Annotated in this window: 12 protein-coding genes; 11 read left to right on the forward strand and 1 reads right to left on the reverse strand. The window is 58.5% G+C overall.

Going from position 1 to position 12,799, the window contains the following annotated elements:
- Positions 1-139: 139 nt before the first annotated feature.
- On the reverse strand, positions 140-1,042 hold the full coding sequence (locus G5253_RS20015) for a lysine exporter LysO family protein (protein ID WP_266135746.1): 903 nt from the start codon (positions 1,040-1,042) through the stop codon (positions 140-142).
- A gap of 533 nt (positions 1,043-1,575) precedes the next feature.
- Here G5253_RS20015 and G5253_RS20020 point away from each other — a divergent pair.
- From G5253_RS20020 to G5253_RS20070, 11 genes are all read left to right on the forward strand, one after another.
- Positions 1,576-2,346, forward strand: coding sequence for an ABC transporter ATP-binding protein (locus G5253_RS20020; protein WP_005337310.1), 771 nt, complete (start codon positions 1,576-1,578; stop codon positions 2,344-2,346).
- Between the two features lie 49 nt (positions 2,347-2,395).
- On the forward strand, positions 2,396-3,169 hold the full coding sequence (locus G5253_RS20025) for an ABC transporter substrate-binding protein (protein WP_005337307.1): 774 nt from the start codon (positions 2,396-2,398) through the stop codon (positions 3,167-3,169).
- Between the two features lie 211 nt (positions 3,170-3,380).
- Positions 3,381-4,121 (forward strand): ABC transporter permease, encoded by a 741-nt coding sequence (locus tag G5253_RS20030; RefSeq protein WP_005352911.1) that lies wholly within the window; start codon positions 3,381-3,383, stop codon positions 4,119-4,121.
- 3 nt (positions 4,122-4,124) lie between these two features.
- Complete coding sequence (locus tag G5253_RS20035; RefSeq protein WP_421204126.1) at positions 4,125-4,817, forward strand: ABC transporter permease; 693 nt, start codon at positions 4,125-4,127, stop codon at positions 4,815-4,817.
- Positions 4,818-4,993: 176 nt separating this feature from the next.
- The gene (locus tag G5253_RS20040; protein WP_266135744.1) at positions 4,994-5,653 is read left to right on the forward strand and encodes a TIGR01621 family pseudouridine synthase; all 660 of its coding nucleotides are present in this window, start codon (positions 4,994-4,996) and stop codon (positions 5,651-5,653) included.
- The gene (locus tag G5253_RS20045) at positions 5,653-6,348 is read left to right on the forward strand and encodes a haloacid dehalogenase-like hydrolase (protein ID WP_266135743.1); all 696 of its coding nucleotides are present in this window, start codon (positions 5,653-5,655) and stop codon (positions 6,346-6,348) included. Before G5253_RS20040 ends, G5253_RS20045 begins: the two co-directional genes overlap by 1 nt.
- 224 nt (positions 6,349-6,572) lie before the next feature.
- The gene (hppD, locus tag G5253_RS20050; protein ID WP_266135742.1) at positions 6,573-7,709 is read left to right on the forward strand and encodes a 4-hydroxyphenylpyruvate dioxygenase; all 1,137 of its coding nucleotides are present in this window, start codon (positions 6,573-6,575) and stop codon (positions 7,707-7,709) included.
- Positions 7,702-8,853 carry a homogentisate 1,2-dioxygenase gene (locus G5253_RS20055; protein WP_019445071.1) on the forward strand — a complete coding sequence of 384 codons (1,152 nt, stop codon included), beginning with the start codon at positions 7,702-7,704 and terminating at the stop codon, positions 8,851-8,853. The genes hppD and G5253_RS20055 overlap by 8 nt, the downstream gene beginning before the upstream one ends.
- 10 nt (positions 8,854-8,863) lie before the next feature.
- Positions 8,864-9,859: a fumarylacetoacetate hydrolase family protein gene (locus G5253_RS20060; protein WP_266135741.1), complete on the forward strand. Its 996-nt coding sequence runs from the start codon at positions 8,864-8,866 to the stop codon at positions 9,857-9,859.
- Positions 9,860-9,998: 139 nt separating this feature from the next.
- On the forward strand, positions 9,999-10,634 hold the full coding sequence (gene maiA, locus G5253_RS20065; RefSeq protein WP_266135740.1) for a maleylacetoacetate isomerase: 636 nt from the start codon (positions 9,999-10,001) through the stop codon (positions 10,632-10,634).
- 449 nt (positions 10,635-11,083) lie between these two features.
- The gene (locus tag G5253_RS20070) at positions 11,084-12,580 is read left to right on the forward strand and encodes a C69 family dipeptidase (protein ID WP_266135739.1); all 1,497 of its coding nucleotides are present in this window, start codon (positions 11,084-11,086) and stop codon (positions 12,578-12,580) included.
- Positions 12,581-12,799 lie beyond the last annotated feature (219 nt).

Genomic DNA, 12,799 nt, shown 5'->3' on the forward strand with positions numbered 1-12,799 from the left:
TGTCCGTTTCACACCTTGTCCCATCGGGTTCTCCATTTATTGGGGGGAAAGGTGTAAACCATATTCAGGACGGGACATTCAAACAGCAAAAGCCCGACAACAAGGTCGGGCTTTTTTATCTGCAATGTGGAAATCAGGCTTAGATCGCCAGAAACCCGAGGATCAGGATGGGGCCGAGCAGGCTCAGGATAAAGCCGGAGACAATGGCCACTGGCACCACCTGAATGCCCCCTGATTTCTGGATAACTGGCAGGGTGAAGTCCAGCGCCGTGGCGCCGCCGTAACCGATGGCCGCCGAGGGGTGGCGTCGCATCAGGACCGGGATGAGCAGAATGGCGATAAGCTCGCGCCCAAGATCGTTGATAAAGGCAGCAGAACCGAGCACCGGCCCCAGTTTGTCGGCCACCAGAATGCCGGAGAGCGAATACCAGCCGAAGCTCGAGCTCATCGCCAGACCATGGGCAAAGGGCATGCCCAGCAATTGGGCCGCCAGCAGGCTGCCAAGCCAGCTGCTGAGGATGACGGTGGCGGCGATCTTCATCCCCCAGGGGTTGAGCAGGATCTGGCGCAGCCGCATGCCGGAGTTGCGCATCTGCACCCCGATGAGAAACAGCAGCAGCATCAGGGCCCACTCGCTCCACTTGTCGATGGGCAGGGCGCGCAGATCCACCAGTAGACCCAGCAGCACACCGCCGAGCACCACAAAGCAGAGCTGCAGGGATTCCCACAGCAGGTGCAGCTTGCTCGGCATTTTGCTATCGCTCGCCTCATGGGTCGGTGGTGTGCGCTTGTCGAGCCACCAGAGGGCCAGCAGGTTGCAGACCGTGATCGCGGTCAGCATCACCCCGGCGACCTTGAAGATCACCGCCAGATTGCTGCCCAGGTTCTCCACATAGGCAAGCCCGAGCCCCATCAGAAACAGAATGAGGTAGACCATCTTGCCCAGACTCTGGTTGACCAGCTTGATCAGCCGGGCAGAGGAGAGGGGAACCAGATAGCCGATTGCCAGTGGCAACAGGATCAGCAACACATTGAGCAGCATCGAGGCCTCGATCACAAAAACTGATAAAAACACCACCTTATCATTACTTATTGGCTCTGTGTCACATATCTCTCGCTTTCATGGCCAAAAACAGCCCTTTTGGGGGCAGATTGTTACTTTTTTGCCACAACCTCTCTGTTTGATAAGGTTCTGTGCGAGCCCGAGTGCACCAATGAAATCAAGTTGATCCAACCGGGGTGCCGATATTTCGCTCGGCAAGTGAGTGCATAAAGCCATTTTGGTGCCGGTTTGGCACACATCACGCTTTTCTCTTGCCACTGATATGATTGGGGTATAAAAAGGCGTTATCGGAATAGCCATTGAAACGGCTGTTTATGCAAACAAAGTGCTGAAAAATACGCAAAGAGCGAATAAAAATAGAGCGAATCCCCTGAAGACCCTCGTTCTATATTGTTTTTTCACTATCCGGGTGATATTTTCGCTGAAGGTTGCCATCGGTTAACTTTTTGTTAAATGGACGATGGTTGAGTCACGCCCCCTGCGGCGTCTAGGGACAGACAAGGTTGTAATGGATGAGCGACGTTGCCGCACTGGAAGTACGTGATCTGCACAAATATTTTGGCACCCACGAAGTGCTCAAGGGCATCGACATGACCGCCCACAAGGGGGATGTGATCTCCCTTATCGGCTCCTCCGGCTCGGGGAAGTCGACTTTTCTTCGCTGTATCAATCTGCTCGAAACCCCCTCATCCGGCACCGTCTCGCTCCATGGCGAGCTGATCCGGATGAAAACCAGCCGCGCCGGCGAGCGGTTGCCCGAGGATATGCGTCAGGTTGAGCGGATCCGCAGCCGGCTGGCCATGGTGTTTCAAAGTTTCAATCTCTGGTCACACATGACCATCATGCAGAACATCATCGAAGTGCCGATCCAGGTGCTCAAGGTGCCTCGCGCCGAAGCACTGGCCAAGGCGGAGCAACTGCTCAACCGGGTTGGACTCTGGGAGCGGCGCGACTACTATCCCGGTCACCTCTCCGGTGGTCAGCAGCAGCGGGCCGCCATTGCCCGTGCGCTGGCGGTAGAGCCCGAGGTGATGCTGTTTGACGAACCCACCTCGGCGCTGGATCCCGAGCTGGTGGGAGAAGTACTTGGCCTGATGCGCGAGCTGGCCGAAGAGGGACGCACCATGCTGGTGGTGACCCACGAGATGTCGTTTGCCCGGGATGTATCGAACAAGGTGATGTTTCTGCATCAGGGGCGGGTGGAAGAGGAGGGCAACCCCAAGGAGATTTTCGCCCATCCCAAATCCGAGCGGTTCAAGCAATTCATCTCCTCCATCTACTGATGGCGGGATGCCTGGTTACCCAATCAACTGTTTTATCAAGGAGAGATACATGAACAAGCTGATGCTGGCGACAGCCGTAGTTACTGCCCTCGCGTCCGGTAGCCTGATGGCCAAGGAGTGGAAAGAGGTCCGGATCGGGGTTGAGGGTGCCTATCCCCCTTTCTCCTGGACCGAGCCCAGTGGCGAGGTGAAAGGCTTTGATATCGACATCGCCAACGCCCTGTGCGAAGAGATGAAAGTGAAGTGCACCCTGGTCAAGCAGGACTGGGACGGCATCATTCCTGCGCTGCTGTCACGCAAGTTTGACGCCATCATCGCCACCATGGACATCACCGAAGAGCGCAAGAAGAAGGTGGACTTCACCCAGAAGTACCAGCACATTCCGGCCCGCTTTGCCGCCAAGAAGGGCACTGATGTGCAGCTCGACAAAGCCTTTATGGAAGGCAAGTCCGTCGCGGTGCAGCGTGCGACTTCCATGGATACCTTCATTACCGACAACTTCCCCAACGCCACCATCAAGCGTTACGGTACGGCCGATGAAGCCTATCTCGATCTGAAATCCGGTCGTGTGGACTATGTGCTGGCCGACTCTGCCGCCATCACCGACGGTCTGTTGAAGAAAGAGGGCGGTGATGCCTTTGAATTCGTCGGCCCGAAACTGACCGATCCCAAGTGGTTTGGCGAGGGTGCCGGTATTGCGGTGCGCAAGGCTGACAAGGATCTGAAAGAGAAATTCAACGCCGCCATTCTGGCGTTGCGTGCCAACGGCAAGTACAAGGAAATCAACGACAAGTACTTCGAGTTCGACGTTTACGGAGAGTAAAACAAAGAGACGTTTACGGCGAGTAAGTCCAAAGACGTCTACGGCAAGTAACGACAGGTTAATCCCGTCAGTAGTCATCGGGCCCGTCACCTCCCTGAGGGAGTTTACGGGCCCGCATTGATTGCAATGGAGCTGCACATATTTCATTCGGACTGCTATGGAGCCTTCTGGTTAGCAGGTGCGTGAAGATTCAGTGGCGATGGAGCTGCATATGTTTGATTTGAAAGGATACGAAGCCTCGCTGCTGGAGGGCGCCTGGGTCACCCTGGAAGTGGCGCTGGCCTCCCTGCTGCTGGCGTTGCTGCTGGGGATGCTGGGGGCGCTGGCCAAACTCTCTCCCTACAAGTGGGCCCGGGCCATCGCCACCGGCTACACCACCATTATTCGCGGCATCCCCGATCTGGTGCTGATGATGCTGCTCTTCTTTGGCGGTCAGGTGCTGATCAACGGTATCTGCACATGGGTCAACGAGACTTACAACAGCTGGTTACTGGAGAGTAATCCCAATCAGGAGTGGGTCTCCCTGCTCCCGGACTATATCGACATCAGCCCCTTTGTGGCCGGTGTCGCGACCATCGGTTTTATCTTCGGCGCCTACATGACCGAGACCTTTCGCGGCGCCATTCTGGCGGTGGACAAAGGTGAGCTGGAGGCCGCACGGGCTTTTGGCATGCGGGCTACCCAGGTGTTTGTGCGGATCCTCTTCCCCCAGATGATGCGCCACGCTCTGCCCGGGTTTGGCAACAACTGGCTGGTGCTGCTGAAAACCACCGCGCTGGTCTCCATCATCGGCCTTGATGACATGGTGCGCAAAGCCTCGCTGGCGGCGGGCTCGACCCAGCAACCCTTCACCTTCTACATGGCGGTGGCGTTGATCTTCCTGATCTTCACCGCAGTCTCCACCTCGGCGCTCAAGTGGGCCGAGCGTCATTACGCCATCAAGACGAGGTAAGCCATGGATTTCTCAATCATTCTCAAAGAGTGGCCCACCTACTGGGAGGGGCTCTATACCACCGTCTGGCTGGTGGCCCTCTCTCTGATCCTTGGGTTGATGCTGGCGGTGCCCATGGGCATCCTGCGCAATAGCCGCAACTGGCTGATCAAGGGGCCAATCTGGGCCTATATCTACTTCTTTCGCGGCACCCCGCTGCTGGTGCAGCTCTTTATCATCTACTACGGCGCCGCCCAGTGGGAGTGGCTGAAGAACAGTGTCGCCTGGTCTCTCTTCTCCGAAGCCTGGTTCTGTGCGCTGCTGGCCTTCACCCTCAATACCGCCGCCTATACCGCCGAGATCGTGCGCGGGGCGGTACACAATATGCCGCGCGGCCAGATTGAGGCTGCCAACGCCTTTGGCATGACCCGCTGGCAGACCCTGACCCGGATCATTTTGCCCAACTCGTTTCGTCGGGCACTGCCGGCTTACAGCAACGAGGTGATCTTCATGCTGCAAGGCTCGGCGGTGGCGGGCATCATCACCATCGTTGATCTGACCGGTGCGGCGCGGATCATCAACTCTCGCTACTACAGTCCGTTCGAGGCCTTTTTGACCGCAGGGCTGCTCTATATGCTGCTCACCTTTGTCATCGTCTGGCTGTTCAAGAAGTGGGAAGCGCGCTGGCACGCTCACCTGCGTCCGCGCAATGTGTAAGGGTTGAGCTGCCAAGATGAGCGAAAATGGCTCCGCCTGTTGCAGGCGGAGCCATTTTTTATCTTTATCCTCTGCCCGCCCGGTTTGCTAAATAGTGCCCGAGCAGGGAGAATGCAGCACTCCCGAGCGCCGCCAGTCGTTGGCTGCATGCCTTATTCCCCAGTTCCCGAGGTTTTATGTACCGGATATTGTTTGAGCATCCCGCTTTCCTGGTTATCGACAAGCAGCCCGGTATCGGCATGCACGACGAGAAGGGCGACGGGGAGTCGGTCAATCCGGGGCTGGTCAATCGCGTGAAGGCCGATACCGGGCTCACCCTCTATCCGGTGCACCGGCTCGACAAGATGACCTCCGGGCTGGTGCTGCTGGCCCGCACCACCGAAGCGAATCGCGAGTTGAGCATGGCCTTTGCGGCCCGCGAGGTGAGCAAGCAGTATCTGGCGCTCTCCGATCGCAAGCCGAAGAAGAAGCAGGGTTGGGTGAAGGGGGATATGCAAAAGGGGCGCGGCGGCAGCTGGATGCTGGTGCGCACGCTGGATAATCCTGCCATCAGCTGGTTCGATTCGGTGTCGGTGCGCGAGGGGCTGCGGCTCTATCGCATCAAGCCCCAGACCGGCAAGACCCACCAGATCCGGGTTGCCCTCAAAAGTATCGGCGCCCCCATTCTCGGGGATGAGCGCTATGGCGGTACATCAGCCGATCGCGGCTATCTGCACGCCTGGCGGCTCAATTTCACCCTGGCGGGCGAGCCGTTCGATTTTGTCTGCCCGCCCGATGTGGGGAGTGAATTTGTCACTCCCGAGCTCACGGCAGCCATCGCAGCCCTTGCGCCCTGATGCTGATGCGCCCAGCGTCTGACGCCATTATCCATTCAGCGAAAGAGCGTGATCCTGACGGACGTGCGCCGCGCAGGATCCTGGCCGACTTTGACGACACCCTGGCCCCCGGCGACAGCCACGCCGGTCTGCTGCGCTATATCCTGCGCCGCCGGATCTGGCCGCTGTTGCTGTTGCCAGTGATTGCGCTCGGTGGTTTTGTCTATCTGGTGCCCAGCCAGCGGCGGCGCGGTATCTCCCTTATCTGGTGGGCCATCACGCTTTGGCTCTCTCCCCTCGGTTGGCGCAAGCTGGTGCGCGCCTATTGCCGCATCAGGCCGGGACTGTTTCGTCAGGCTCGCGAGCTGCTGCAACGCGAGGGGGCGCGCTGCTGGGTGATCTCCGCCAGTCCCTGCGCGCTGGTGCGCGCCCAGCTCTATCAGCAACTGCCCGGCCAGTTGCCCCACCGGATCATTGGCTCGCAGATGCACTACCGTTTTGGCGGCCTGATGCCGCGCTTCTATTGCCACGGCCAGCACAAGCTGCTGCCGGAGATTTGCGCCCTCGATGCCGAGCTGGCCTTGAGCGACAGCCTACACGATCTGCCGCTGCTGGGGTTGGGGAAAGAGGCGTGGTTGATCAATCCGACGCCCACGCGACTGCAAAAGGCCCGGGCCCGCTTGCCCCATCTGATGGTCAAAAACTGGCAACTGTAATGCAAAGCTGACAGCCATGCGGGTCGTTACCGTTTGATCCGCAAGGCTGCGGCTTGAATGTCACAATCCATTTACATTTTTTGCTGCCAGCTGCGAAAAACTATCTGCAACCCGCCTCTTCTCTTCCTGCTACGCCCTGCTTCTAATGAAACAAGTTGTTAACACTTGCCGCGCCGCTGGGTGCCGCAATCCGTTTTAACCGAATCAAGAGCAAGGAGCGCCCGATGAATGCCACCTCTTCCGCCACCCATACCATCAATCCGTTAGGCACTGACGGTTTCGAGTTTGTCGAGTACACAGCCCCCGATGCCAAGGGGATTGCTGCCCTCAAGAGCCTGTTTGTTTCGCTCGGGTTTGCCGAGGTCGCCAAGCACAAACACAAGCAGTGCTGGCTCTACCGGCAGGGGGATATCAACTTTGTTGTCAATGCTGAGCCTCACTCCCAGGCGGAGCAGTTTGCCAGCCTGCACGGGCCGAGCGTTTGCGGCATGGCATTTCGGGTGAGCGATGCGGGCAAGGCACAGCAGTACGCCATCGCCAAGGGGGCAAAGCCTTTTGTCGGCAAGATTGGGCCGATGGAGCTCAATATTCCCGCCATCTACGGTATCGGCGAGAGCACCCTCTCCTTTGTCGACCGCTACGGCGACAAGGGCTCCATCTATGACGTGGATTTTGTCTTCTACCCCGACTGGCAAGCCCGGATGGCGGAGGTGGATGCCGGTCTCATCGAGATCGATCACCTGACCCACAACGTCCATCGCGGCAATATGGATGTCTGGTCCAATTTCTATGAGCGGATCGGCAACTTCCGTGAAATTCGCTACTTCGATATCGAGGGCAAGCTGACCGGGCTGCATTCACGCGCCATGACAGCCCCCTGCGGCAAGATCCGCATCCCCATCAACGAGTCGGCGGATGACAAGTCCCAGATTGAGGAGTACCTGCGCCAGTACAAGGGGGAGGGGATCCAGCACATCGCACTCTCCTCGGCCGACATCTACCACACCATCCGCACCCTGCGCAGCCGCGGTACCGGCTTTATGCCGACCCCGGATACCTACTACGAGAAGGTGAACGGTCGGGTCGAGGGGCATCAGGAGGATCTGGCGGCCCTGAAAGAGCTGCGCATCCTCATCGACGGCTCCCCCACCAAGGATGGCATCCTGCTGCAGATCTTTACCGATACCGTGATAGGCCCGGTCTTCTTCGAGATCATTCAGCGCAAGGGCAACGAAGGGTTTGGCGAGGGCAATTTCAAGGCGCTCTTTGAATCGATCGAGCTGGACCAGATCCGCCGCGGCGTGCTGGATGGCGGTGAGGATGAGAAGGGTGCCCGCAAAGAGGGAGCGAGCAATGCGTAACTGGATTAACTTCCCCCATCGGGAGGGGACCCACTCCCGACAGGCCCATGCCGATCTGCCGGAGCAGGCCATCTATGAGCGCGAACTGGGGCGCAGCGGCTTTTTTGGCCCCGCCACCCACATGCACCACAAGCATGCACCCACCGACTGGAGCAGTTGGGAAGGGCCGCTGCGGCCACGGCTGTTTGACCTCAATGCCCTGCAGGAGGAGGTGAGTTCGCTCTCCCCCTGGGTGGCTCCCGACATTCTCAGCAACCCCCACTGCCGCTACCGGATATGGCGGCTCTCCGAGGCGATGCCGTTTCTGGTGCGCAACGCCGACGGCGACGAGCTGCTCTTTATCCACGAGGGGGGCGGCGAGTTCTTCTGCGACTACGGCCACCTGACCCTGCGGGACGGTGACTATGTGGTGATCCCCCGTGGCACCATGTGGCGCATCGAGCCGACGGCGCCCCTGTTCATCCTGATGATCGAGGCGACCAACGACAGCTATCAGCTGCCGGACAAGGGGCTGGTGGGCAATCACGCCATCTTCGATCCGACGGCGCTCGATGTGCCCGCCATCAACGAGCACTTTTTGGCCCAGCAGGATGAGAACCCCTGGTCGCTGCAGGTCAAACGCCACGATCAGGTGTCGGTCATCACCTGGCCGTTCAACCCGCTGGATGCGCAAGGGTGGCACGGGGACTTGTGCGTGGTGCGCCTCAACTGGCGGGATATTCGTCCGCTGATGAGTCACCGCTACCATCTGCCGCCGTCGGCCCATTCGACCTTTGTGGCGAGCCGCTTCGTGATTTGTACCTTCGTGCCGCGTCCCATCGAGAGCGATCCCGGCGCTCTCAAGGTGCCTTTCTATCACAGCAATGACGATTATGACGAGGTGCTCTTCTACCACGCCGGGGATTTCTTCAGCAGGGACAATATTGAGCGGGGCATGGTTACCTTCCACCCTGCCGGTTTCACCCACGGCCCCCATCCCAAGGCGTTTGCGGCAGGGCAGGCCTATGCCAAGAAGTTCACCGACGAGGTAGCGGTCATGCTCGATACCCGCGATGCGCTGAACGTCGGCAGTCTGTGCGAAGGGATCGAGAACACCCGGTATGTCTCCAGCTGGCAGCGCCCGGACGCGGCTGCCGGCAAATAAGGAATCGCTTATGAAATTGGCAACATTGATCAATGGCAAGCGCGATGGCGCTTTGGTGGTGGTGAGCCGGGATCTGACCCGTGCGGTGCGGGTGAGCGAGATTGCCCAGACTTTGCAGTCTGCTCTCGATGAGTGGGCCGAGGTTGCCCCCAGGCTTGAAGCTGTATATCAGCAGCTTAACGAAGGCCGCGTGGCCGAGGCGTTCCCCTTTGACGAAGCATCTTGCCTCTCTCCGCTGCCGCGCGCCTATCAGTGGGCCGATGGCAGCGCCTACGTCAACCATGTGGAGCTGGTGCGCAAGGCGCGCGGCGCCGAGATGCCGGAGAGCTTCTGGCACGATCCGCTGATGTATCAGGGGGGCTCCGACAGTTTTCTTGCTCCCCGTGGCCCGATTGTCATGGGCTCCGAGGAGTGGGGGATCGATTTCGAGTCGGAAGTGGCCATCATCACCGACGACGTGCCGATGGGGGTGAGCGCGCAGGGGGCCGTCAGTCACGTCAAATTGCTGATGCTGGTCAACGACGTGAGCCTGCGCAACCTGATCCCGGGGGAGCTGGCCAAGGGCTTTGGCTTCTTCCAGTCCAAACCATCCAGCGCTTTCTCGCCGGTGGCCATCACCCCGGACGAGCTGGGCGATGACTGGCGTGATGGCAAAGTGCATCTGCCGCTTCTGACCCACCTCAACGGTGCCCTGTTTGGTGCGCCCGAAGCCGGGGTGGACATGACCTTCAACTTCTTCGAGCTTATTGCCCATGCTGCCAAGACCCGCCCCCTTGGTGCGGGCTGCATCATCGGCTCCGGCACCGTCTCCAACTACGATCGCAGCGCCGGTTCATCCTGCATCGCCGAGCGCCGCATGCTGGAAATTCTTGATTGTGATCAAGCTATAACCCCCTATTTGCAGTTTGGTGATAGAGTGTCGATCGCGATGGAAGATCGCTCTGGCCAAAACCTGTTTGGCACCATCTCTCAACAGGTGGTGCCAGCGAGCGGTCAGGGAGGTTGATGGCCAGCGCCGGTTGGCGGCAAGGATATTCGGGATATGTCCGGATCACGACGAGCCCTCAACCGGTGCCGGATACACAAGGAGGCAGGTGGTGAGCACCTGCCGGGCTTCGGGCCCAGATAAGATGCAGGGACAGATTATGTTGCAGTTGTTTGGCTACTGGCGCTCGTCAGCCAGTTTTCGGGTGCGGATCGTGTTGCAGCTCAAGGGACTGGATTATGAGCAGCACCCGATCAATTTGCGGCAGGGGGAGCAGCGCGAGAAGAGTTACAAACGGATCAACCCGCAGGGGCTGGTGCCCTTTCTGGTGGATGGCGATGTGCAGATCGGTCAGTCGGTCGCCATCATGGAGTACCTTGACGAAACCTATCCCGCCCATCCCCTGATGCCCTCAGCCCCCGAGGCACGCGCCAAGGTACGCCAGATAGTCAACATGATCGCCTGTGATATCCACCCGCTCAACAATTTGCGGGTACTCAACTATCTGGAAGAGCACTTCAGGGCCAACAACGAGCAGGAGGCCCGCTGGTATCGCCACTGGATTGACGAAACTTTCACCGCGCTGGAACAGTTGCTGATGACTACCGCCGGTATCTACTGCGTCGGCAACGAAGTGACCCTGGCCGACTGCATGCTGGTACCTCAGGTCTACAACGCCCGCCGTTACGACATGACGCTGGACGCGTATCCGACCATCAACCGCATCGTCGCCAACTGCGAACAGTTGCAGGCCTTTATCAAGGCGGCCCCTGCCAACCAGCCGGATGCGCAGTGACAAGCTGACTTAACGAAAATCGCGGGATGGGATCAACACGCCATCCCGCGCGCTACATCTCCTTATCTCTTTATTCCCCTCTCTATGCGCTTTGCGTGCCTCGTGTTGACGGCTGAATGTCGCCAAGGATCCTGCACTTGTCACATTTATTAATATTTTGCATCGATTGAGTCTTTGTTGTTGGTGTTTTGGGCTGCCAGTCACACTCAAGTCAGTTGATTGGGCCTAGTATCGCCAGGCCCGCGGGACAGCGGAAACAGAGATGCGAACAGGTCGCCTTGGCAACTTCTCTGGTTTCCACGGTTTATCCGCACTGCTTTTGTTCGTGTTTACGGTTTGATTGTCAGCTCTTCCCGGCCCGTGTCACCGCCCAGCTCCCTTGTGACAGCCGCAGGTTGACTGGCGCGCCACCACTTATTTGCAGCCACTCTGTGCAACAAGGAGATCTCATGCATTCCTTCAAAAAGTGCGTCGTCGCACTCTCCATAAACCTTGCTCTCTTCTCATCGGCGTTTGCCTGCACCACCTTGTTGGTCGGCAGTGAAGCCAGCTCTGATGGCTCCATGATGGTGGCCCGCAGCGCCGACAGCGATGCCCTGAAAGCCCAGCATTTCGTGATCCATCCAGCCAAGCAGGGGCAGAGTGGCGTGCATAGCTCCAAGGCTCACAACGGTGCCAATGATTTCAGCTACCCCTTGCCGAAAAACTCCCTGCGCTACACCACTGTGCCGAACTGGAAGACCCAGCTGCACGGCGCCACCGGGTTTAATGAAAAGGGGGTCGGGGTGAGCGGCACCGAGTCCATTTTCGCCTCACCCGAAGCGCTCGCCTTCGACCCCTATGTGGAAGACAAGGGGATCACCGAGGATGATATTCCCGATGTGCTGCTGTCGCGCGCCACGTCGGCCCGCGAGGCGGTCGCCCTGCTTGGCAACATCATCGAGACCATAGGTGCGGGAGAGGGATTTGGCGTCGCGGTGGTGGATGACAACGAGCTCTGGTATCTGGAGACCGCCACTGGCCACCACTGGATGGCGCAGCGTTTGCCGAAAAATCACTACTTCGCCTCTGGCAATCAGGGCCGCCTGCAGCAGTACGATCCGGCCAGTGCCGACATGATGGGCTCGAAAAATCTGATTGAATTTGCCACCGAGAAGGGGCTCTACCATCCGAAAAAGGATGGGGCGTTCAACTTCTCGAAAGCCTATACCCGCGATGACGAGCGGGATCGCACCTATAACGATCCGCGGGTCTGGACTATCCAGCAGATGTTCAACCCCTCGCTCAAGCAGGCGGTGGATGCCGGTCGCCAGTTCCCGGTCACCCTCTCCCCCGAGAAGAAGATGACGCTGGAGGAGGTCAAGGCAGTGCTGCGCAATCATTATGACGGTACCGAGCATGATCCCTACAGCAAGGGGTTGAACGGTCAGGAGCCGTGGCGCCCTGTCAGTGTGTTTCGTACCTATGAGTCCCATGTGATGCAGGTTCGCCCCTGGATGCCGCGTGAGGTGGGGGAGGTGACCTATGTTGGACTCGGCATGGCGGACTTGACCGCCTTCGTTCCCTACTACAGTGGTCTGGAAGCCTATCCGGCCCACTATGCCATGGGCAGCGACAAGGCCGACAGCGACTCCATCTACTGGAAATATCGTAAACTGCAGACTTTGGTAATGACCGATTACCCCAAACTGGCCCCCATGGTGAAGCAGGCTTACCAGAGCTGGGAGGCGAAGATCGCCAAAGAGCAGAAAGAGATGGAAGCCAACTATCTGAAAACGGTCAAGACCGACAAGGCCGCAGCCAACAGCCTGCTCAACGACTTCAATCTGCGAGTCATGAAGGAGGCCGAGGCGTTGACTGAAGAGCTGACCAACCAGATCTTCACTGTGCGCACTCAGGATATTCAGGCCGATATCTTCTTCGCCAACAAGGCGAAAAAGGACTGATTGCCACCCCCATGATGTGGTGAAGTGGCAGAGCGTGTCGTTATCCATTTCCTGAGTGTGGTGATCCTCTCACGGCCACCCCGGTTATCAGAAGACGGCATAACGAAAAGCCTTCACGGAAGTGAAGGCTTTTTTGCAGAGTGTGTCCCGTCCTGAATATGGTTTACACCTTTCCTCCCAATAAATGGAGAACCCGATGGGACAAGGTGTGAAACGGAC

Source organism: Aeromonas sp. 602658 (assembly GCF_049173005.1).
GTDB lineage: Bacteria > Pseudomonadota > Gammaproteobacteria > Enterobacterales > Aeromonadaceae > Aeromonas > Aeromonas veronii_A.

Coding starts and splice junctions, on each gene's coding strand:
- G5253_RS20025 (WP_005337307.1), top strand. CDS start 2,396: ATGAACAAGCTGATGCTGGCGACAGCCGTAGTTACTGCCCTCGCGTCC.
- G5253_RS20070 (WP_266135739.1), top strand. CDS start 11,084: ATGCATTCCTTCAAAAAGTGCGTCGTCGCACTCTCCATAAACCTTGCT.
- G5253_RS20060 (WP_266135741.1), top strand. CDS start 8,864: ATGAAATTGGCAACATTGATCAATGGCAAGCGCGATGGCGCTTTGGTG.
- G5253_RS20045 (WP_266135743.1), top strand. CDS start 5,653: ATGCTGATGCGCCCAGCGTCTGACGCCATTATCCATTCAGCGAAAGAG.
- hppD (WP_266135742.1), top strand. CDS start 6,573: ATGAATGCCACCTCTTCCGCCACCCATACCATCAATCCGTTAGGCACT.
- G5253_RS20035 (WP_421204126.1), top strand. CDS start 4,125: ATGGATTTCTCAATCATTCTCAAAGAGTGGCCCACCTACTGGGAGGGG.
- G5253_RS20040 (WP_266135744.1), top strand. CDS start 4,994: ATGTACCGGATATTGTTTGAGCATCCCGCTTTCCTGGTTATCGACAAG.
- G5253_RS20055 (WP_019445071.1), top strand. CDS start 7,702: ATGCGTAACTGGATTAACTTCCCCCATCGGGAGGGGACCCACTCCCGA.
- G5253_RS20020 (WP_005337310.1), top strand. CDS start 1,576: ATGAGCGACGTTGCCGCACTGGAAGTACGTGATCTGCACAAATATTTT.
- G5253_RS20030 (WP_005352911.1), top strand. CDS start 3,381: ATGTTTGATTTGAAAGGATACGAAGCCTCGCTGCTGGAGGGCGCCTGG.
- maiA (WP_266135740.1), top strand. CDS start 9,999: ATGTTGCAGTTGTTTGGCTACTGGCGCTCGTCAGCCAGTTTTCGGGTG.
- G5253_RS20015 (WP_266135746.1), bottom strand. CDS start 1,042: ATGCTGCTCAATGTGTTGCTGATCCTGTTGCCACTGGCAATCGGCTAT.